Source organism: Streptomyces sp. NPDC052910, assembly GCF_055585605.1.
The window spans coordinates 621,542-643,004 of the sequence record NZ_JBVJJR010000002.1 but is presented as its reverse complement, the minus strand read 5'-3'; the positions used below and the strand labels follow the sequence as shown (position 1 = coordinate 643,004).

The 21,463-nt window shown below is 74.4% G+C and carries 16 protein-coding genes; 6 read left to right on the top strand and 10 right to left on the bottom strand.

Annotated elements, in window-relative coordinates; translation table 11 throughout:
• Positions 1–421 precede the first annotated feature (421 nt).
• Positions 422–1,306 (top strand): DMT family transporter, encoded by an 885-nt coding sequence (locus tag ACZ6X9_RS08515; protein ID WP_469777174.1) that lies wholly within the window; start codon positions 422–424, stop codon positions 1,304–1,306.
• Between the two features lie 135 nt (positions 1,307–1,441).
• On the opposite strand, the gene ACZ6X9_RS08510 is transcribed toward ACZ6X9_RS08515, so the two are convergent.
• Both ACZ6X9_RS08510 and ACZ6X9_RS08505 read right to left on the bottom strand, forming a co-directional pair.
• Entirely contained in the window at positions 1,442–2,761 is a 1,320-nt protein-coding gene (locus ACZ6X9_RS08510) for a cytochrome P450 (RefSeq protein ID WP_469777173.1), read from the bottom strand.
• A gap of 100 nt (positions 2,762–2,861) precedes the next feature.
• Positions 2,862–2,936, bottom strand: a complete 75-nt coding sequence (locus ACZ6X9_RS08505) for a cittilin family RiPP precursor (RefSeq protein ID WP_469777658.1) — start codon at positions 2,934–2,936, stop codon at positions 2,862–2,864.
• A 550-nt stretch (positions 2,937–3,486) separates the two neighbouring features.
• Here ACZ6X9_RS08505 and ACZ6X9_RS08500 point away from each other — a divergent pair.
• Together ACZ6X9_RS08500 and ACZ6X9_RS08495 are read left to right on the top strand one after the other, a co-directional pair.
• Entirely contained in the window at positions 3,487–5,157 is a 1,671-nt protein-coding gene (locus ACZ6X9_RS08500; protein WP_469777172.1) for an APC family permease, read from the top strand.
• Positions 5,158–5,355: 198 nt separating this feature from the next.
• Positions 5,356–7,575: an NADP-dependent isocitrate dehydrogenase gene (locus ACZ6X9_RS08495; RefSeq protein WP_469777171.1), complete on the top strand. Its 2,220-nt coding sequence runs from the start codon at positions 5,356–5,358 to the stop codon at positions 7,573–7,575.
• A 158-nt stretch (positions 7,576–7,733) separates the two neighbouring features.
• On the opposite strand, the gene ACZ6X9_RS08490 is transcribed toward ACZ6X9_RS08495, so the two are convergent.
• The 5 genes from ACZ6X9_RS08490 to ACZ6X9_RS08470 all read right to left on the bottom strand — a co-directional run bounded on the left by ACZ6X9_RS08490 (position 7,734) and on the right by ACZ6X9_RS08470 (position 11,287).
• Entirely contained in the window at positions 7,734–8,069 is a 336-nt protein-coding gene (locus tag ACZ6X9_RS08490; RefSeq protein ID WP_469777170.1) for a YnfA family protein, read from the bottom strand.
• A 55-nt stretch (positions 8,070–8,124) separates the two neighbouring features.
• Positions 8,125–8,697, bottom strand: a complete 573-nt coding sequence (locus tag ACZ6X9_RS08485) for a DinB family protein (RefSeq protein WP_469777169.1) — start codon at positions 8,695–8,697, stop codon at positions 8,125–8,127.
• Positions 8,698–8,879: 182 nt separating this feature from the next.
• Entirely contained in the window at positions 8,880–9,977 is a 1,098-nt protein-coding gene (locus ACZ6X9_RS08480; protein WP_469777168.1) for an enoyl-CoA hydratase/isomerase family protein, read from the bottom strand.
• Positions 9,978–10,295: 318 nt separating this feature from the next.
• Positions 10,296–11,039, bottom strand: a complete 744-nt coding sequence (locus ACZ6X9_RS08475) for a CbtA family protein (RefSeq protein ID WP_469777167.1) — start codon at positions 11,037–11,039, stop codon at positions 10,296–10,298.
• A gap of 20 nt (positions 11,040–11,059) precedes the next feature.
• Positions 11,060–11,287 (bottom strand): CbtB domain-containing protein, encoded by a 228-nt coding sequence (locus ACZ6X9_RS08470; RefSeq protein ID WP_469777166.1) that lies wholly within the window; start codon positions 11,285–11,287, stop codon positions 11,060–11,062.
• A 281-nt stretch (positions 11,288–11,568) separates the two neighbouring features.
• On the opposite strand from ACZ6X9_RS08470, the gene ACZ6X9_RS08465 reads away from it, so the two are divergent.
• From ACZ6X9_RS08465 to ACZ6X9_RS08455, 3 genes are all read left to right on the top strand, one after another.
• Positions 11,569–12,147, top strand: coding sequence for a histidine phosphatase family protein (locus ACZ6X9_RS08465; protein WP_469777165.1), 579 nt, complete (start codon positions 11,569–11,571; stop codon positions 12,145–12,147).
• 366 nt (positions 12,148–12,513) lie between these two features.
• Positions 12,514–13,803, top strand: coding sequence for an isocitrate lyase (gene aceA / locus ACZ6X9_RS08460; RefSeq protein ID WP_469777164.1), 1,290 nt, complete (start codon positions 12,514–12,516; stop codon positions 13,801–13,803).
• 356 nt (positions 13,804–14,159) lie between these two features.
• The gene (locus ACZ6X9_RS08455; protein WP_469777163.1) at positions 14,160–15,737 is read left to right on the top strand and encodes a malate synthase; all 1,578 of its coding nucleotides are present in this window, start codon (positions 14,160–14,162) and stop codon (positions 15,735–15,737) included.
• A 7-nt stretch (positions 15,738–15,744) separates the two neighbouring features.
• Here ACZ6X9_RS08455 and ACZ6X9_RS08450 read toward each other — a convergent pair whose 3' ends face one another.
• From ACZ6X9_RS08450 to ACZ6X9_RS08440, 3 genes are all read right to left on the bottom strand, one after another.
• Positions 15,745–15,975 carry a hypothetical protein gene (locus tag ACZ6X9_RS08450; protein WP_469777162.1) on the bottom strand — a complete coding sequence of 77 codons (231 nt, stop codon included), beginning with the start codon at positions 15,973–15,975 and terminating at the stop codon, positions 15,745–15,747.
• A 215-nt stretch (positions 15,976–16,190) separates the two neighbouring features.
• Positions 16,191–18,248: a SpoIIE family protein phosphatase gene (locus ACZ6X9_RS08445; RefSeq protein ID WP_469777161.1), complete on the bottom strand. Its 2,058-nt coding sequence runs from the start codon at positions 18,246–18,248 to the stop codon at positions 16,191–16,193.
• Positions 18,249–18,428: 180 nt separating this feature from the next.
• A complete protein-coding gene (locus tag ACZ6X9_RS08440) occupies positions 18,429–21,032 on the bottom strand; it encodes a SpoIIE family protein phosphatase (RefSeq protein ID WP_469777657.1) in 2,604 nt (867 codons plus the stop codon).
• Positions 21,033–21,463 lie beyond the last annotated feature (431 nt).

Genomic DNA, 21,463 nt, shown 5'->3' with positions numbered 1-21,463 from the left:
CCGCGCGAGGCAGGGGCCGCGCGAGGCGGCGGCCGTCATGCGGGAGCCCTCGGTCGGCCGGCGCGCATGGCCGCGGGCGGTCGCCCTTCGGGGCGCCCTCCGTGTTCGGGCCCTGTCGCTGGGGAGTGCCGCTGTCGGCAGGTGCGTGCGGCTGCGGGGGGTCGCTCCCCGAGGCACCCGTCGTGTACGGGCCCTGTCGCCGGGCGGGAGCCGTCGTAAGGGAGTCCGGTGGCCGGCCGGCGTGCGCGGCTCATGGGGGCGGACCCGTGTGGCGGCCCCTCGTGTAGCGACCGCCCCGCAGGGCAGGAGCCGTCGGGGCGGACGGGTGACGGGCGCCCTTCGGCGGGGCGCCGCTGCCGCGCCCGGGCCGGCGCCGCCGGCACCGTGAGAGGTCGATGGCGGGGACGGGAGGTACGGCGACGTGGGTGGTCTGGTGCCCGCGCTGGTCGCGCTGCTCGCGGCGGCCGGCAACGCCCTGGGGACGGTGCTCCAGCGGATCGCCGCGCGGACCGTACCTGAGGGGGACGCGTTCAGCGTGCGGCTGGTGCGGCACCTCATGCGCAGCCCGGCGTGGCTGGGCGGCATCGCCGTCATCGTGGGCGCCGCGGCCTGCCAGGCGCTGGCGCTGACCCTCGGCTCACTGTCGCTCGTCCAGCCGATCCTGGTCCTGGAACTTCCCCTCACCCTGCTTCTCGCCTGCGCCTTCGCCCGGCGGCGGCTGCCGGCGGCCGGGTGGGCGGCGTCGCTGACGGTCGCCGCGGGGCTCGGGCTGGGGCTGGCGGCGGCGGCCCCGGGCGGGGGCGCCGACCAGGCGCCCGGCGCCCGGTGGGCCGCGACCCTGGCGGGCGGCGGGGCGGCCGTGGCGCTCTGCGCGGCGGGTGCCCTGACCCGTCCGCGAGGCCGGGCGCGGGCCGCGCTGTTCGCCTCGGCCTCGGCGATCGCGTACGCGCTGACCGCGACCCTGATGAAGGCGGCCACCGGCACCTTCGACGAGCACGGCGCCGGGGCCTTCTTCACGGCCTGGCAGACGTACGCCTTCGTGGCCGCCGGGGCCTGCGCCCTCTTCCTGCTGGCCAACGCCATGGAGTCGGGGCCGCTGGTGGCCTCCCAGCCCGCGCTCACCCTGGGCGAGGCGCTGGTCAGCCTGGCACTCGGAGGGCTCGTCTACGGAGAGCGGGTGCGGACGGGGTGGTGGCTCGTCCCGGAGGGCGTCGGGGCGGCGCTCGTCACCTGGGGGATCCTGCTGCTGCCCGGGGCCGACCCGGAGGCCCGGGATCCGGCGGGGGAGCGGGCCCCGGGGGAGTGACCGACGGCCGCCGTCCGCCCCGGCCGGTGCGACGGGCACCGGCCGGGGCGGGCGACGGCGGGTGGGGCCGGCCCGTGGGAGACGGGCAGGTCCGGGCCGTCCCCACCGGGGTTTCACCCTGTCAGTCCGAGCGCTTCACCACGCCCGCGGCACGACCTCCACGCCCATCGGCTGGAGGGCCAGCGCCGGACGCGGCCTGATGCGCTCGGGCGCGACGAGCTCCAGCCGGAAGCGGCGCCAGATGTCGGCGACGATGTGCACGGTTTCCGTCGTGGCCACGGCCGCGCCGATGCACACCCGGGGGCCGAGGCCGAAGGGGAAGTAGGAGCCGCGGGGAACGCTGGGGGCGCCGGGGAGCCAGCGTTCGGGGCGGAATTCCTCGGCGGCCTCCCAGTGGCGGGGGTCGCGGTGGTTGACCCACTGGCTGACGGTCACCGTCGTGCCGGCGGGCACGATGTGGCCGCTGAACTCCATGTCCTCCATGGCGTCCCGGCTCGTGATCCAGACAGGCGAGTAGAGGCGCAGCGCCTCGCGGACCACGGCGTGGGTGTAGGGGAGGGCTTCCATCCGGGCCAGACCGGCCGGGGCGGAGGCGAAGGCGGCCTGTGCCTCCGCGCGGACCCGCTCGGCGGCCTCGGGGTGGCGGGCGAGCAGGACACTGGTCCACACGACGGAGTCGTTGGTCGTCTCGAACCCGGCCATGATCAAAGTGGCGAGCTCGTCGCGCAGCTCGTCCGGCGTCGGCTTGGGGTCCCCGTGGACGAGGGCGTGCAGGACGGGAGCCCGGTCGGGGTCCGCGGCCGCGGGCGAGGAGGCCAGGGCGCGCAGCGTGCGGTCGACCCGGGCCATCGAGCGCCGGATGCGCAGCTTGCGCGGGGTCGGTACCCACTCCGGCAGCAGCACGGGCGAGGTCGACAGGTCCATGATGGGCGCGACCAGCCGGGCGACCTCCGCGGTGTCCTCGTCGCCGAACTCGTCCCCGAACATGAGGGACGTCACCAGCCGCAGGGTGAGGACCGAGACGTCGTCCTGGAGTGTGCGCGGGGTGCCGGTCCGCCAGCCGGCGAGCATGCGCTCGCCCTGGGCGTCGACGATCTCGGCGGCCCGTGTGGTCAGCACCCGGCCGAAGGCGGGCTGCATCCGGTGCCGCTTCGCCTGCCAGTCGGCTCCGTCGCTGTTCATCATCGAACGGGGAAAACCCTGCCGCCGCGAACCGCGTCGTGTGTCCGCGCTCGCCTTGGAAAATTTGGAATTCCGGTCGACCAGCATTCGCTCGACATCGCCCGGCGAGGTCAGCAGTACATTGTTCGCGCCGAGTCGTACGACGTCTCCGTACGTCCGGGAACACGAGGTGAGAAAACCCAGCGGGTCGCTGCTGAACGCGTGGAGATTTCCGAGGTATTTATCCCCGCCGGGTCCTGGTATTCCGACGGGTGGGGAGGCGGCGGTCGTCACGGGGACCTCGCAGGAATCGCGCGTGTGGGAAGAGGCTGCCGACGGCGCAGGCGGCCGCAGTCGCTGCTGCGGCCGCCTGCCTTCATTTCGCCGTGCCGGCCTAGTAGTAGGCGTACGGCAGGGTGAGACGGTCCTTGCGGGTAATCCGGGCGAACAGCGCCCCGGTCAGGATCATCTTGCGCATGGCGGATACCTCCCCTCACTCATCTCGGAATTTCTCGGCGCCTCGTCACGGTGTGGCCATCACCGCTTCGCGACGATGTCGACGTTAGGCATATGCCTGGGCATTGGCAAGAGTTGACGGTGGCGTCACCGTGTGGTTGGGAATCCGCCCCTCCTCTTCGGGAGTCCTATTTCGGTGCGCGATTTCCCTTTCGGGCAATGTGGCGCCCGGCCGATGGCGACCGCGGAGTGTCGCCCTTCGCACTGTCGGTGGCGAACGCACTCCCGCGCGGGGCCGCCCACGATGCTTCCTCGCGGCCGACTGTGTCATGTCCGCCCACCGGGCCTGTGGCAGCCGTTTCAACAGGTTGTCGTACTATGTCCGACGTCGCTCTGTACGTCCTCGGCCGTCTCGCCGCCACATCCGTGTGTCCGCTCCCGGGGGCCGTCGCGGCTTCGAAAACCCCGCGAAGTGCCTGAAAAGCGGGGAAAGCGCGGAAAGTCCCGGCCGTCCCAGGTCACCTCCTGGCGGCACCGGCAGAACGGAAGAACATCACGTGGATGTGAGCGCGGCCAATCGCAAGGGCCTCAGTCTCTTCGCCCTGATCATGATCGGCCTGGGATCCATCTTCGGCTCCGGCTGGCTCTTCGGGGCCGGCCAGGCGGCCCAGGTCGCCGGACCCGCCGCGCTGGTCGCCTGGGTCATCGGCGCGATCTTCATCGGCATGATCGCCATGTCGTACGCCGAGGTCGGCGCGGCCTACCCGCTGCCCGGCGCCATGGCCCGGTTCGGTTCCATCTCGCACGGCCCGGTGCTGGGCTTCGTCACCGGCTGGGCGGTGTGGATCGCGACGGCCTCGCTGATCCCGATCGAATCCATCGCCGGCACCCAGTACATGGCGTCCTGGAACTTCGGCTGGGCCCGCGGCCTGGTCGCGGACGGCCATCTGACGACCACGGGCATCGGCATGGCCCTGCTCCTGACCGTCGCCCTGTGGCTGGCCTGCTACTGGTCCGTCGCCCTGCTGGCCCGCGCGAACAACCTGCTCACGCTGGTCAAGTTCGCCATCCCGGTCATCGCCATCGCCGCGCTCGTCGCCTCCGGCTTCCACACCGGCAACTTCACCGCCCACGGCGGCTTCGCCCCCAACGGCTGGTCCGCGGTGCTCACCGCCGTCTCCGCCTCCGGCGTCGTCTTCGCCTTCAACGGCTTCCAGGCCGTCGTCAACCTCGGCGGCAACGCCAAGAACCCCGGCCGGGCCATCCCGCTCGCCCTCGTCGGCGCGCTCTCCCTCGGCCTGGTCATCTACCTGGCCCTCCAGGTCGCCTTCCTCGGCTCGGTCCCGCCGGAGCGGCTCGCGGAGGCCGGCGGCTGGCACGGCGTGAACTTCGCCTCGCCCTTCGCCGACCTCGCCAAACTGCTGATGCTGCACTGGGTCGTCACCCTGCTCCAGTTCGGCGCGTTCATCTCGCCGTCCGGCGCCAACATCGGCAACGTCGCCTCGTCCGCGTACCTGGCGCAGAACCTCGCCGAGACCGGTTTCTTCCCCAAGAAGATCGCCGAGGTGCACCCGCGCTACGGCGTCGCCCGCCCCGCCATGTGGCTCAACCTGGCCTTCTCCGTCCTCCTGCTGCTCACCATCGGGCACAGTTGGGAGGCCCTGGCCAGCGTCGTCTCCGCCGCGATGGTCGTCTCGTACCTCATGGGCCCGATCGCCGTCGGCGTCTTCCGGAAGACCAAGCCCGAGCTGCCGCGCCCGTTCCGGCTGCCCGCCGCCGCCGTGCTCTGCCCGCTGACGTTCGCGTTCGCCGCCTGCGCCCTGTACTGGTCCAAGTGGCCCAACACCGGCAAGGTCGCCCTCCTCACCCTGGTCTCGCTGCCCATCGCCGCGATCGTGCTGCGCCGCAAGGGCGAGCAGAATCTGGCCAGGCAGTTCGCCCCCGCCTGGTGGATGGCCGCCTTCCTGCTCTGGACCGGCCTGGTCTCCGCGCTCGGCAGCCCCGAGTTCGGCGGCCACGGGCTGATCCCCGGCGGCCTCGACACCGCGCTGGTCGGCCTCTCCGCCCTCGGCTTCTACTTCTGGGCCGTCCGCGCCGGCGTCCGCGCCCACCGGGACGGGCTGCCCGGGCCCGACCCCGTCCTCGACGGCGGGCGCACCGGGCGCGACACCTCCGAGGACCCGAACCTCCCCGGGCCGCGCACGGCCGAGCCGTCGGCGGCGGCCGTCTCCTGACGCCGGTTCCCCGCCTTCACGTCACAGGACCCCGCCGCTCCGGGCACGGAGCGGCGGGGTCCTGTCGTGGGGCCCTGCCGTGGAGTCCTGTCACCGGGGCCTGTGACGAAAACGGAGGGGCAGGGCCCTGTGAGCGAGGCGGCCCGTTCGGGATATCTTGATGTCGAGCAATGTTGCAAACGTGGAGCGGAGCACCCGGTGACTGACTCGACCATCATCTATACGCACACCGACGAGGCGCCGGCGCTGGCGACCCACTCGTTCCTGCCCGTGGTCAAGGCGTACGCCTCGACGGCCGGCGTCACCGTGGAGAGCCGCGACATCTCCCTGGCCGGCCGCATCATCGCCAGCTTCCCCGAGTACCTGGACGAGAGCCGGCGCATCCCCGACGCCCTCGCCGAGCTCGGCGCGCTGGCCAAGACCCCCGGCGCCAACATCATCAAGCTGCCGAACATCTCGGCGTCCATCCCGCAGCTCAAGGCCGCCGTCGCCGAGCTCCAGGAGCAGGGCTACACCCTGCCGGACTACCCGGACGACCCGAAGACCGACGAGGAGCGCGAGATCCGCGCCCGCTACGACAAGGTCAAGGGCAGCGCCGTCAACCCGGTCCTGCGCGAGGGCAACTCCGACCGCCGCGCCCCCGCGTCGGTCAAGAACTACGCCAAGGCCCACCCGCACCGCATGGGCGCCTGGAGCTCCGACTCCAAGACGAACGTCGCCACCATGGGCGTCGACGACTTCCGGTCCACCGAGAAGTCCGCCGTCATCGCCGAGGACGGCACCCTGCGCATCGAGCTCTCCGGTGACGACGGCACCACCACCGTCCTCCGCGAGTCCGTGCCGGTGCTCGCGGGCGAGGTCGTCGACGCCTCCGTGATGCGCGTCGCCGCGCTGCGCGAGTTCCTCACCGCGCAGGTCGCCCGCGCCAAGGCCGAGGGCGTGCTGTTCTCCGTGCACCTCAAGGCCACCATGATGAAGGTCTCCGACCCCATCGTCTTCGGCCACGTCGTGCGCGCCTTCTTCCCGAAGACCTTCGCCGAGCACGGCGAGGCGCTGGCCGCCGCCGGCCTGTCCCCCAACGACGGCCTCGGCGGCATCTACAAGGGCCTGGAGGCCCTGCCCGAGGGCGCCAAGATCAAGCAGTCCTTCGACGCCGAGCTCGCCGAGGGCCCCGCCCTGGCGATGGTCGACTCCGACCGCGGCATCACCAACCTGCACGTCCCCAGCGACGTCATCGTCGACGCCTCCATGCCGGCCATGATCCGCACCTCCGGCCACATGTGGGGCCCGGACGGCAAGGAGGCCGACACCCTCGCCGTCCTCCCGGACAGCAGCTACGCCGGCGTCTACCAGGCCGTCATCGAGGACTGCCGCGCCCACGGCGCCTTCGACCCGTCGACCATGGGCTCCGTTCCCAACGTCGGCCTCATGGCGCAGAAGGCCGAGGAGTACGGCAGCCACGACAAGACCTTCGAGGTCCCCGTCACCGGCACTGTGCGCGTCCTCGACGCCGCCGGCAACGTCGTCCTGGAGCAGGCCGTCGGCGCGGGCGACATCTTCCGCATGTGCCAGACCAAGGACGCCCCCATCAAGGACTGGGTGAAGCTGGCCGTCAGCCGCGCCCGCGCCACCGGCGACCCGGCCGTCTTCTGGCTCGACGAGACCCGCGCTCACGACGCGCAGCTCATCGCCAAGGTCAAGGCGTACCTGCCCGAGCACGACACCGAGGGCCTGGACATCCGCATCCTCGCCCCCGTCGAGGCCACCAAGCTCTCCCTGGAGCGCCTCCGCCGCGGCGAGAACACCATCTCCGTCACCGGCAACGTGCTGCGCGACTACCTGACCGACCTCTTCCCCATCCTGGAGCTGGGCACCAGCGCCAAGATGCTGTCGGTCGTCCCGCTGATGAACGGCGGCGGCCTCTTCGAGACCGGCGCCGGCGGTTCCGCGCCCAAGCACGTGCAGCAGCTCGTCAAGGAGAACTACCTGCGCTGGGACTCGCTCGGCGAGTTCTTCGCCCTCGTGCCGTCCTTCGAGCACTACGCGAAGACCACCGGCAACGCCCGCGCGCAGATCCTCGCCGACACGCTCGACCGCGCCACCGCGACCTTCCTGGAGGAGGACAAGTCGCCGAGCCGTCGCCTCGGGGGCATCGACAACCGCGGCAGCCACTTCTACCTCGCCATGTACTGGGCGCGGGAGCTGGCCGCCCAGACGGAGGACGCGGCGCTCGCCGAGGCGTTCTCCGGGCTCGCCAAGGCGCTCACCGAGCAGGAGGGCACCATCGTCGAGGAGCTGAACGCCGTGCAGGGGCAGCCGGTCGACATCGGTGGGTACTACCAGCCTGACGCCGAGAAGGCCGCCGCGGTGATGCGGCCGTCGGCGACGTTCAACCAGGCGCTCGCCCAGCTCGGCTGAGGTCGCCGTCGGGGGCGCCCAGGTCCCTCCCCTTCGCGGGTTCCCGGGGGCCGCGCCCCCGGACCGCGGCTTCGCCGCTCGTCCTCGGACGCCGGACAGGCTGACATCAGCCTGTCCGGCGTTGGGGCGAGGGTGAGGCCGGGACACCCCCGGCCGGTTCACCGACCCCGCGGCGCCCACATGATGACGGCCATGCCGGCCAGACAGACGACCGCGCCCACCACGTCGTAGCGGTCGGGCCGGTATCCGTCCGCCACCGCTCCCCAGACGAGCGAACCGGCCACGAAGACCCCGCCGTACGCGGCGAGGATCCGCCCGAAGTGCGCGTCTGGCTGGAGCGTGGCCACGAAGCCGTAGAGTCCCAGGGCGACGGCTCCGGCGCCCGCCCAGAGCCAGCCGCGATGCTCCCGCACCCCCTGCCACACCAGCCAGGCGCCCCCGATCTCGAACAGGGCGGCGAGGACGAACAGGGCGGCGGAGCGGGCGACGAGCATGCGAGGGGGCTTCCTGAGGGGACGGGCGGGAGGCACGTCCCACGACCGTAACCCCTCAGGCCTCCGCCCCCGGCACCGCCCGCCGCCCGGCCGCCAGCGTCGCCGGCGCGTACCCGAACTCGGCCGGGACCTCCACACCCAGCGCCCGGGCCAGCGGCACCATCACGGCGAGGTGGTGGACGGCGTGGTGGGCGACGAACACCAGCTCCCGGCCCACCGTGGACGGCGTCCGCGCCACCGAGCCGTCCGGCGCCACCACGCTCACCACCTCCACCGGACGCCGCAGGTCACCCGGTGTGACGGTCCGGACGAGCCTCCGGACGTGGGCGAGGCGGGCCAGCGCCGCCGCCCGGTCCGTCTCGACCGGTCCGCCCCGGGTGCGCCGGTCGTAGTCGACGGTACCGCTGCCGGCGCCCGCGAGGATGGCCGTGTAGTGGTCCACGCAGTGCCGGACGTGCCCGGCGATGGGGCTCGCCCCGCGCGGGCGGTGCAGGTACTGGTCGTCGGTGAGTATGCCGACCAACTCGCCGACCTGACCGAGCGGTTCGGCGGCGCACGTGGTGACGGAGGCCGTGCCGGCGGAAACCGTGGTGCCAGGCGCGGCGCCGGCGGTGGTGGGGTCGTCCAATGGTCGTCTTCGCCTTCCTCGCGGTGCCCTCGGCTCGCTCCCCCGTGACGTCCACGGTAGCGTTCCGCGACCGGCGGAAGGGCGGCTTCGGCCGTTCCCACGACGCCCCCGCCCGCCGCCGCCCGTGCCGCGCTCCCGGTCACGGCCCTCGGCCCGGGAAGCGTCAGGGCCGTGACGGGCTGTCACCCCATCGGGTGAGCCGCCTCGCGCGGGAAGAGCGGCCGGTCGGCCCCGAAGGCGCCGCCCGGGGCGAAGAAGCGGGCCACGGCCTCCTCGTCCACGTCGGCCAGGCGGGCGGGGTGCCAGCGCGGGGAGCGGTCCTTGTCGACGACCTGGGCCCGGATGCCCTCGACCAGGTCGGGCGAGGACAGCGCCGCGCACGAGACCCGGAATTCCCGCTCCAGCACCGCCTCCAGCGAACCGAGGCCGCGCGCCGCGCGCAGGGCGGCGAGGGTGACCTTGAGCGAGGTGGGGGAGCGGCCGAGGAGGGTGTCGGCGGCCTCCTTGGCGGCCGGGGAGCCGTGGGACGCCAGCCGTTCGACGATCTCCTCGACGGTCGGCGCGGCGTAGCAGGCGTCGATCCACTCGCGGTCCTCGGCGAGCCGGCCGGGCGGGGCCGGGCGGACGTGGCGGGGCAGCACCTCGTCCACCGGGTCCGTCGCGAGCTCCGCCGCCAGGGCGGGCAGCGACGCGGCGGGTACGAAGTGGTCGGCGAGCCCGCACAGCAGGGCGTCCGCCGCGCCGGCCGTGGTGCCGGTGAGCCCGAGGTGGGTGCCGAGCTCTCCGGGCGCGCGCGAGAGCAGGAACGTCCCGCCGACGTCGGGGACGAAGCCGATGCCGGTCTCCGGCATGGCGACCCGCGAGCGTTCGGTGACGATCCGGACGCTTCCGTGCGCCGAGACGCCGACGCCGCCGCCCATGACGATGCCGTCCATGAGGGCGACGTACGGTTTGGGGTAGCTGGCGATACGGGCGTTGAGCCGGTACTCGTCCCGCCAGAACGCCGCCGACGCGGTGCCGCCGCCGGCCCGTACGTCGTCGTGGATCGCGCGGATGTCGCCGCCGGCGCAGAGGCCGCGGTCGCCGGCGCCGTCGAGGACGACCGTCCGGACGGCCGGATCCCGCTCCCAGGCCGTCAGGGCCGCGTCGATCCGGCGGACCATCGGGTGGGTGAGGGCGTTGAGGGCCCGGGGCCGGTTCAGGGTGACGCGGCCGGCGTGGCCCTCGGTCCGCACGAGGACGTGGTCGTCGGTGGTCACGGCGTGGTCGTCGGTGGTCATCGGGCGGCTCCGGGCAGCCCGCGTACCGAAGACGGAGACGGAGATGGGGACGGGGGCGGGGGTGAGGCCGGGGTCGGGGTCGGGGTCGGGTGCATGCTCTCGCTCGTTCCTTCCAGGCTCCGGGGGCCGGGCCGGACGGTGAACGGCGGTGGGTGGCTTCCCCCGTGCACCCGCGCGGTCCCCCTTCGGCGCGTACCTTCCGGCACATCCTGCCCTGCCGGTCACTCCGAAAGCATCCGTCACAGACGAAAAAGAGCGGGGCGCCGTCCGCGTGGTGGCGGCCACACGGACGGCGCCCCGCGATCAGGGGGGGTGCGGTCAGGGGACGGTCATCGGGTGACGCCGTACGGCCCGGTGGACCAGCAGCCGTTCGGCGAGCTGCCCGAAGAGCAGGCCGAACCCGGCCCAGAACGCCCCCTGAACGGCGAGCGCGGCGAGCCGGAACCGCCACAGCACGTCGGCCGGGAAGTCGTCCGGCACCTCGTCCACCGGGGGCAGGAACGCGTACGCCAGCCCGACGGCGACGAGCAGCGCGGCGCCGGCGGCCACCGTGGCGTGCCAGCCGCCCAGCCGGGGAACCAGCAGGCGGCGCAGGACGACCGCGCCGACGCACAGCAGCACACTGAGCACGATCATCAGGAAGTACAGCGCCGTGCGCCGGTCGATGGTGTCCGGGTCGCCCACCGAGGGCGGGCTGGCGGGGTACTTGAGGAACGGGACGACGTACAGGGCCAGGAGCGCGCCGCCGGCCACCAGTACGGCCGTGGCGCGCGGCCCGAACCGGCCGACGCGGCCCAGCGCGACGCAGAGCGCCAGCGCGGCGATGCCGCCGAGCGCCACGCCGTAGACCAGGACCGCGGTGGCGAGGCCGGCCGTCGACTGCAGGGTACGGCCGACGGGTTCGCCGCCGCCGTGCCCGTGCTCGTGGGCCGTCTCGTAGGCGATGGCCGCGTCCACGGGGGGCTCGCCCAGCAGATAGGCCACGGCCAGGGCGAGCAGGCCCGCGCCGAGCCCGGCGAGCAACCCGCGGACGAGCAGCGCCCGGACGGGGACGGGAGTCACGGTGCGCGTCCTCCCGCCGGTCAGTGGCACGGGAAGCCGAGCAGGTGGCGTCCGTCGTGGACCCACTCGTGCACGTTCTCGCCGGAGAGCAGCGAGGTGGCGCCCTGTTCCGCGCCGACGAAGTAGAGCAGGGCCAGCGTGAGCAGGCCGACGAGGACGGCCCAAGGGGCGATGTCCTTCAGGGATATCGGAGTGACGGCCGGGGTCTCGGCGGACGTGCCGGACGGGGTGAGAGCGGATGATGCCATGGCGGAACCTCCTGGGGAGTGTCGCGTCCCGTTCCTCGGATGCCGGACGACGAGGGGCGGGTCTGACTCCCCGGGCGCCGCGCGGAACGCCCCGGAACACAGTGGCGCGACCGTGCCGGATTCCCACCGGCTTCCGTCACCCTTCGTCGTGTCGTCGTGACCGTACCGTTTGAGCCACCCCCGCGCCATGGACGAGGGGAGGCGCACCCGCGCGCCGCCGGGCGCGAAATGCCTGGCCGCGCCGGGTGCGTGGGGACGGAGAGACGGGAAGGACGGATGTGGTGACGGTTCGGGTGACGCTGGTCGCGCCGGTGGGGACCGCGGCCCTGCGGGCGGCACGGTTCGACGACGACGCGCCGGAGGAAGCGGAGTTGCGGGAGGTTCGTACCCGGGCGGGTGTTCTCGCCGGTCTGTCCGGATCAGGAGGGTTCCGGCGGGTGTACACCGGGCCGGAGGCGCGCTGCCGGGCGACGGCCGAGGCCCTGGGGCTGCACTCCGTGCCGTCACCGGAGTTGGGTGATCCGGACGTGGGGGAGTGGCGGGGCCGGACACTGGCGGAGGTCGCGGCCGCCGATCCCGCCGGGGTCGCCGCCTGGCTGACGGACCCTGACGCGGCCCCGCCCGGCGGAGAACCGCTGCGCTCCCTGCTCTCCCGCACCGGCGGCTGGCTGGCGTCACAGGCGGAGGAGGGCGGCCGGGTGCTCGCGGTCGTCGCGCCGGCCGTGGTCCGGGCCGCGGTGGTCAGCGCGCTGGGCCTGCCGGCGGACGTCTTCTGGCGGCTGGACGTACCGCCGCTGTCGCGCACCGACCTCACCGGGCGGGCGGGGCGGTGGAACTGGCGCTGCGCGGCGGCCGGGTGAGGACCACCCGCCCGAACAGGCCGTCGCCGGAGGCCGCCAGGCCGTCCGGGCGGTCGGCGGGACGTCGGAGAGCGTTCACCGGAAATTGGCAGAAAGCCGTGGTTGATGGCACTCAGTGCCACTGTCACAGTCGTGGTGCGGCCCGACGCTGCGGCGGCCCGGCGAACGCGCCCCTCCGGCGTGCCCGCCGGCCCGCGGCACGCACCGCCCGTACCCCGCCCCGGCGCCCGGCACCCCGCCCGCGCACCGCGGACCGGGACGGGCCGCGCACGATCGCTCGGCAGCACTGCGGCGGGACCGACGGGCCGGAGCCCGTGCCCCGCCGGTGGAACGGACGCACCTTCGAGGCGACACCGGGAGACGGTCATGGTTGAGGCAGGGACGGCGGCGGTCGAGACGGCCCGGGAGCTGGCGCGGCGGTGGGCGGAGGACCCGCGCTGGAAGGGCGTGGAGCGCACCTACGCGGCGGAGGACGTCGTACGGCTGGCGGGGAGCGTCCGCGAGGAGCACACCCTGGCCCGGCGAGGCGCGGAGCGGCTCTGGCGCGAGCTGCACGAACGCGACTACGTGCACGCGCTCGGCGCGCTGACCGGCGGTCAGGCGGTGCAGCAGGTACGGGCGGGGCTGCGGGCGATCTACCTGTCCGGCTGGCAGGTGGCCGCCGACGCCAACCTGGCCGGCCAGACCTACCCCGACCAGAGCCTGTACCCGGCCAACTCGGTGCCGGCGGTGGTCCGGAGGATCAACAACGCGCTGCTGCGGGCGGACCAGATCGCCACCGCGGAGGGCGACACCTCGGTGGACTGGCTGGCGCCCATCGTGGCCGACGCCGAGGCGGGCTTCGGCGGCCCGCTCAACGCCTTCGAGCTGACCAAGGCGATGATCGCGGCGGGCGCGGCGGGCATCCACTACGAGGACCAGTTGGCCTCGGAGAAGAAGTGCGGCCACCTGGGCGGCAAGGTGCTGGTGCCCACCGGGCAGCACATCCGCACGCTCAACGCGGCCCGCCTGGCGGCGGACATCGCCGGCGTCCCGACGCTGATCGTCGCCCGCACCGACGCGCTGGCCGCCAACCTGCTCACCAGCGACGTCGACGAGCGCGACGCCCGCTTCTGCACCGGCGAGCGCACGGCCGAGGGCTTCCACCGCGTCGAGCCCGGCATGGCCCCCGTCATCGCCCGTGGCCTGGCCTACGCCCCCTACGCCGACCTGATCTGGGTCGAGACCGGCACCCCGGACCTGGCCCAGGCCAAGGAGTTCGCCGAGGCGATCCACGCCGAGTACCCGGACAAGATGCTCGCCTACAACTGCTCGCCGTCCTTCAACTGGAAGGCCGCGCTCGGCGACGCCGAGATCGCCGAGTTCCAGCGCGAACTCGGCGCCATGGGATACCGGTTCCAGTTCATCACCCTGGCCGGGTTCCACTCCCTCAACCACGCCATGTTCGAGCTCGCGCGCGGCTACGCCGAGCACGGCATGACGGCGTATGTGGAGTTGCAGGAGCGGGAGTTCGCCGCGCAGGAGCACGGCTTCACCGCCGTCCGGCACCAGCGCGAGGTGGGCACCGGCTACTTCGACCTGGTCTCCACGGCCGTCAACCCCGCCTCCTCCACCACCGCGCTGACCGGCTCCACCGAGGAGGAGCAGTTCCACTAGCCGACGGCCGGGCAGCCGCTCCGGCGGGAGCCGTTCCGAACGGAACGGCTCCCGCCGGAGCGGTTTCCCCGGAACGCCTCCAGGGCAGTTCCCCTGCGGGCCCGGCGCGGGGGACGCCACCGTTCCCCCGCTGAGGACACCCGGACCCCTTCCCGTTCCCCCGCCGCCCGTGCCGCGGTGGCGTCCGCGCCGCCCGGCCGGAAACCCCGGCGGCCCGCGCGGCGGGGGAACGGACGGGTGCCGCCGCGGCCGCCGTCCACCCGCTCGCCCCCGCCCGCTCGCCCACCCCGGCGACGGACCGCCCCGCACCACCCCGGCAGCACCCGGGCCGCTCACACCACCCCCAGGAGACCGCCATGGCCACCCCCGCCCCCGCCCTCTCCAGTCGTGTCCGCACCCTGAGCGTCCTCGGCGGCCGGACCACCCCGTACGACGACGTCCTGACCCCCGACGCCCTCGAGTTCCTCGCCCGCCTCGACGACGCCTTCGCCGCCCGCCGCTCCGCGCTGCTCGCCGAACGCCGCCACCGGGCCGCCCTGCTGGCCCGCGGCGGTGCCCTCGACTTCGTCCCCGCCACCTCGGCCGTGCGCGCCGACCGCTCCTGGCGCGTCGCCCCGCCCGCGCCCGGGCTCATCGACCGGCGCACCGAGCTCACCGGGCCCCCCGACCCCGCCGGCGCGGCCGCGGCCGTCGCCTCCGGCGCCCGGGTGTGGACCGCGGACTTCTCCGACGCCACCGCCCCCACCTGGCGCAACGTCATGGAGGGCCAGCGGACGCTGCGCGCGGTGACCGAGGGCCGGATCGGTCCCGGGCCGGCCGCCGGGCCCACCCTCGTCGTCCGCCCCCGGGGCTGGCACCTCACCGAACGGCACCTGGTCGTCGACGGGCGCCCCGTCCCCGCCTCCCTCGTCGACCTCGGCCTGTACGTCTTCCACTGCGGCCGGCTCCAGACCGCCGCCGGCCGCGGCCCCTACTTCTCGCTGCCGCAGGTGGAGAACCACCTGGAGGCGCGGCTCTGGAACGACGTGTTCGTCCTCGCCCAGGACCTGCTCGGCCTCCCGCGCGGCACGGTCCGCGCCACCGTCACCGTCGAATCCCTCACCGCCGCCTTCGAGATGGAGGAGATCCTCCACGAACTCCGCGACCACGCGGCGGGGCTGGCCGTCGACTGCGCCGGCTACCTGAGCAGCGTCGTCCGGACCTTCCCGCACCGGCGCGACCACCTCCTCCCCGACCGCGCCAAGATCACCGCGACGGCGCCGTTCCTCCGCGCCCGCACCGAACTGCTCGTCCGCACCTGCCACCGCAGGGGCGCCCACGCCATCGGCGGCACGGCCGTCCGCGCCGTCCCCGTGCTCGGCCGGGACCGCCAGGCCGACGAGGCCGCCCTGGCCCGGGTCCGGCTCGACGCGGAACGGGAGGCCGAGGCCGGCTTCGACGGCACCCGCGTCGCCCACCCCGGCCTGCTCCCCGTCGTCCACACGGCCTTCGACGCCGTCCTCGGCGACCGCCCGCACCAACGGGAACGCACCCGCGAGGACGTCCACGTCACCGCCGCCGACCTGCTCGCCGTGCACCGCACCAGCGGACGCCCCACCGAACAGGGCGTTCGCGCCGCCCTCGGCACCGCCCTGCACTGCCTCGACGCCTGGCTGCGCGGCCGCGGCCGCGTCGTCCACCAGGGCCGACTGGAGGACGCCGGCTCCGCCGAGCTCGCCCGCTGCCAGCTCTGGCAATGGCTCCACCACGGATCCGTCCCCCGCGCCCGGGTGATCCGCATGCTCGACGAGGAGAGCTCCGCCCTCGCCGCCGGCGACCCCGGCTCCCGCTGGGCCGACGCCCGCGACGTCCTCCTCCGCTCGGCCCTCGGCGACGAGCTGCCCGCCTCCTTCGCGACGGACGCCTACGCCCGCTACCTCGTGGGGCGGGCCTGACGCCCACTCACCCCCGGCGCCCCAGCCGGGGGCACACGCACGCCACCTCGCCGCACACGTGGTGCCGCAGCGGATCGCGGCGCGGCGCCACGCCGTTGCGGAGCTCGGCGGCGTACGCGCCGGGCGGTTCACGGTAGGGGGAGCTGGTCTTGCAGTCGGGGCAGGCCCACCGGCCGAAGATGCCTTTTACGGCTTTGCCGCAGCCGGTGCACTCGTGCTCGGTGATCTCGGGCAGCATCTGTCTTTCGCCTCTGTTCGGAAGGGGCGGATCCGTTCGGATGGGCGGGTGGTGGCAACGCTACCGGCAGGGTGGCGCGGGGGCGCCGGGTGGGTGCCCCCTCCGGGGGGAGTTTGAGGACGAGCGGCGAAGCCGCGATCAAGGGGGTCTGGGGGCTTGCCCCCAGGAATCGGCGGAGGGGAGGGGCCGGGGCACAGCCCGCCGCAGGCGCCCCCTCAGCCCTCCTCCGGCAGCCGCACCGCGATCAGGCAGATGTCGTCCTGCCCGGTCACGGAGGGCTCCGCCAGCAACGTGTCGCAGAACGCGTTCAGATCGGCCCGGGCCAGCCCCGAAGCCGTCCGCGCCAGCCGCGCCAGCCCCTCGTCGATGTCCTCGTCCGGCCGCTCCACCAGTCCGTCGGTGTAGAGCAGCAGCGTCCCGCCGGGCGGCAGCGCGGCGAACGCGCTGATGCGCCACTCGTCGGGGACGGGCAGGCCGAGCAGGGGAGAGGTGGCGTCCTCCAGGAAGCGGGTGCCGCCGTCCGGGGCGACGACCAGGGGCGGCGGGTGCCCGGCGACGCAGTAGTGCGCCTGCCGGCCGCCGTCCGGCGCGTGTTCGACGCGGACGAGGGCGCAGGTGGCGGTGCCTTCCTCCGGGTCGAGGACCTGGGTGGCCCGGTCGAGCCGCCGGATGATGTCGCCGGGGGGTTCCTCCCGGTCGGCGGCGAGGCCGCGCAGCATGTTCCGCATCCGGCTCATCGTGACGGCGGCCTCGATGTCGTGCCCCGCCACGTCCCCGATGACGAGCACCGGCGCGCCGTCCCCGAGCACGAACGAGTCGTACCAGTCGCCTCCGACGTCCGCCGCCGCCGGGCTGGGCAGGTAACGGGCGGTGATCACGAGGTCGTCGTAGCGCGGCGGTTCGGTCAGCAGACTGTGCTGGAGGGCCAGGGCCACCCGCTGGGTGCGCTGGAACTCGATGATGTTGCGCAGCGGGTCGTGGGCCTGCTCCAGGAGTTCGCGGAGCAGCGCCTCGTCGGTCGCGTCGATCGGGTCGCGGTCGCCGCAGGCGAAGGCGTCCACGATCGCGGCGAGCGTGCCGTCGATGACGACGGGCACGACCACCATGCTGTGCGCGCGCACCTCGCGCAGCCACGCCATGCTGTCCGGCGGGGCGGTGCCGGACGGGATGCGGTCCGGGTCGAACGACTCGTGCACCACCCGGCGTTCGCGCACCGCGCGGGCGAACGCGCTGTCCGGGGCGATGTGTTCCTCGCCCAGTCGGGCGGGGTGCGGGGGGAGGCCCTCCCGCGAGTGGGCCGCGATGCGCTCGACGACCGGCGGGGCGTCGTGCGTCAACTGGTCGGTGGGGTCCCGGAACAGGTAGATGCCGCACTTGTCGGCGAGGGCCGGGACGATGACGTCGCCGAGCGCCGCGAAGGCCGACCGGGGCTTGGTCGACTCCGCCAGCACGGCGGCGCCCCGCGCCAGCACGTCCTTGCGGCGCTCCTCCCGCCACCGGTCCTCGATGTCCGTACAGGTACCCACCCACTCCACGACCCGGCCGTCCTCGCGGACCGGCACCGCCCGCACGTCGAAGTGGCGGTACGTGCCGTCCACCGTCCGCAGCCGGTACACGTACCGGAACTCGTCCGGCACCTGCTCCAGGGCGCGCTGCCAGGCCGCCTCCATGGGCTCCCGGTCCTCCGGGTGGAGGGCGTCGAGCCAGCCGTCCCCGCGGAACTGCTCCCAGGTCTGGCCGGTCACCCGCTCCCAGCCGGGACTGGGCTCGATCGTGCCGCCCTTGGCGGCCGTCACCCACATCATCTGTGTGTTGGCGGTCACCAGGTTCTCGAACCGGCGCAGGGCGCGCAGCCGTTCCTCCGACACCCGGCGGATCCGCTCGGTCGCCCGGATCTGCTCGGTGACGTCCATCGCCACGACCAGCACGCCGCGCTCCCGCTCCGACGAGCCGACGGCCGACAGGCTGAAGGTGTAGTAGCGCGTCCCCTCGTCCTCCGGCGAGGTGCCCTGGGTGGGCGCGGCGGCCAGCGACACCGGTTGCCCGGTGCGCAGGACGTCGTCGAAGAGGGCGAGGTAGCCGCGCTGCCGCAGGCCGGCGAAGACCTCGGTGACGGGGACGCCGAGCGGCCGGTCGCCGAAGAGGTCGCGGTAGACGGCGTTCATGTACACGAGGCGGTGGTGCGGGCCCCGGGTGACCGCCATGGCGACGGGCGCGGGGTCGAACATCCGCCAGTCGGGGGCCGGGGGCGGCGGCGCTGTGCTCTCCGGCATGGTCCTCGGTCCTTCCGTCGTGCGGTGACGCCGTGCGGTGACGCCGATGCGAAGGTGACGCCGACCGGCTCGCGCTCCGGCGCCGTGCGCCGGCCCGGCGCGCCCGGCCTTCCCCGCCGATGACACCACCACCCGCCCGGTCCGCCGGGGAGGCGGGCCGGTGCGCGGGTACGGCACCACTCAGCCGAGCGGTTGCTCCGCCCAGATGACCTTGCCGTCCGGCGTGTACCGGGTGCCCCACCGCTCCGCCAACTGGGCCACCAGGAACAGGCCCCGGCCGCCCTCGTCCTCCGCCGCCGCGTACCGCAGGTGCGGCGAGGTGCTGCTGGTGTCGGACACCTCGCAGATCAGCGTCCGGTCGCGGAGCAGCCGCACCCGGATCGGCCCGGAGGCGTGCCGGATCGCGTTGGTGATCAGCTCGCTGAGGATCAGTTCGGTGGTGAACACCGCCTCCTCCAGCCCCCACGCCATGAGCTGCCGGGTCACGTCGGCCCGGGCGCGGCCCACCACCGCGGGGTCGGAGGGCAGCTCCCACTCGGCGATCCGGTCCCGCTCCAGGATCCGCGTGCGCGCCACCAGCAGGGCGATGTCGTCGCTCTGCCGGGCCGGCAGCAGCGCCTCCAGCAGCGCCTCGCAGGTCTCGTGCGGGGTCCGGCCGGGCTGCTCGGCCAGGGTGTCGTGGAGGACGGTGAGCCCGGCGTCGATGTCGCGCTTGCGGTCCTCGACCAGCCCGTCCGTGTAGAGCACCAGGTTGCTGCCCTCCGGCAGCCGCAGCTCCGCCGCCTCGAACGGCAGCCCGCCCAGCCCCAGCGGCGGGCCGGCCGGCAGCTCCGGGAAGTCCACCGTGCCGTCCGGGGCGACCAGCGCGGGCAGCGGGTGCCCGGCGCGGGCCAGCGAGCAGACGCCCGACACCGGGTCGTACACCGCGTACAGGCAGGTGGCGCCCGCGATGGACGGTTCGTCGGCGTCCCCGGCGGCTTCCTGGTCGATCCGGGCGACCAGCTCGTCGAGGTGGCCCAGGAGCTCGTCCGGCGGCGGGTCGAGCGCGGAGAAGTTGAGGACGGCCGTCCGCAGCCGGCCCATGGTGGCCGCGGCGTGCAGCCCGTGCCCGACCACGTCCCCGACCACCAGCGCCACCCGGGCGCCGGGCAGCGGGATGACGTCGAACCAGTCGCCGCCCACCCCCGCCTGCGCGGGCAGGTAACGGAAGGCGACGTCGAGCGCCGTCTGTTCGGGCAGTCCGCGCGGCAGCAGGCTGTGCTGGAGGGCGACGGCCATGTCGTGCTCGCGCGTGAAGCGGCGGGCGTTGTCGATGCAGACCGCCGCCCGCGCCGCCAGTTCCTCGGCCAGCGACAGATCGTCCTCCTCGAAGGGCCCGCTGTCGCTCGTGCGCCAGAAGTTGGCGATGCCCAGCAGGACGCCGCGCGCCTTCAGCGGCACGGTGATCAGCGACCGGAAGCCGTACTCCAGGACCGCCTGGGTGCGCTCGTAGTCCTGCGTCCGCCAGCCGGTCGAGGACGCCAGGTCGGGGACGAGCACGGGCCGGCCGCTGACGAAGCCGGTGGCCTGCGGGGTGGGCCCGGCGAAGGTGACCAGGTCGCCCGCCGGGTACAGCGGATGGTCGTCCCGCGGCCCGGTGAGCGCCACCCGGCGCAGTTCGGCGGGCTCGCCGCCCATCACCATGCGGGGCTCCTCGCCGTGCAGCACGGGCTCGGCGAGGTCGACGGTCGCGTAGTCGGTGAAGCGCGGGGACGCCACCCGCGTCAGCTCCTCGGCCGTCCGCCGCACGTCCAGGGTGGTGCCGATGGCGACGCTCGCGTCGTACAGCAGCCGGAGCCGGCCGCGCGCCGTCTCGGCGCGGCCCGCCAGCGCCCGCAGCTCGGTGGAGTCCCGCAGGGTGGCGACGCTGCCGGGCGGGCCGCCGCCGCGGTCCGTCGGCCGGTTGTTGACCGCCAGCAGCCGGTCGCCGACCGGCAGCACCTCGTCCGAGACGACCTCGCGCGAGGCCAGCAGCCCCGTCGTGCGCGGGTCAAGACCCAGGTCGCGGACGTGCTTGCCCTCCACGTCCGGCGGCAGCCCGAGCAGCCGCCGGGCCTCGTCGTTCACCAGCAGCAGCCGGCCGTCCCCGCCGACGATGACCACGCCCTCGCGCACGGCGTGCAGCACCGCGTCGTGGTGCTCGTACATCCGGGCCATCTCGGCGGGGCCCAGCCCGTGCGTCTGCCGCCGCAGCCGCCGGCTGACCAGGGCCGTCCCGCCCGTCGCCAGGACCAGCGCCGCCGCGCCCGCGCCCAGGACGAACGGCAACTGCCGGTCGAAGGCGCTGCTCACCGCGCTGACCTTGATGCCCGATGACACCGCGCCGATGATCCGGCCGCGGTCGTCGCGGACCGGCACCACGGCCTGGACCTCCTCGCCCAGCGGACCGTGCACGCTCTCGATGGTCACCTCGCCGTTCCTCAGCGACGGCTCGATGGTGCCGACGAAGTGCTTGCCGATGCGGGAGGGGTCCGGGTGGGTGTAGCGGATGCCGTCGCGGTCGGTGACCACGACGAAGTCGACGCCGCCGCGGTGCCGGGCGTCCTCGGTCAGGGGCTGGAGGGCGGACGTGGGGTCGGGGCCCGCCATGGCCGCCGGCAGGCCGGGGGCGTGCGCGAACGCCTCGGCGGCGGCCAGCGATCGGTCGCGGGCCGCCTGGAACCTGTCGGTCCGCGCCTGGAAGAGAAGGGTGCCGACCGCCGCCACGACGAGCAGCAGCACGATGAGCACCTGCAGCACGAACATCTGGCCGGCGACGCTGCGGGTGCTCGCCACCCGCCAGCGCCCTGCCCGCCAGCGCCCCGCCGACGCCTCGCGCGGCCCCCGGCGCCACCGCCGCCGCTCACGTCGTTCACCCACGTGCGAGCCGGCGGGCCGGCGGCCGGACGGCCTCCAGGAGCGGCCCCGGATTCGGGCCATGTTCCATGTCTACCCCGCCGTCCCGCGCGGCGCGAACGGTGGCGGCCGGGCGGACCGCGACGGCAGGACGAGAGGCCTCCCCTCCCGGGCTCACCACTCCTCGTCCACGAGACCGGCGTCCCGGTCCTCGTCGCTCACCACCTGCTCCAGGGCGTCCTCCTTCATCAGCTCGATCTCGTCCGCCACGTCGCGTTCGGAGAGGGTCATCTGCCGGCTCCTCTGTCGGCTCGGGGGAGGGCGGTCGGTACGGGCCGCAC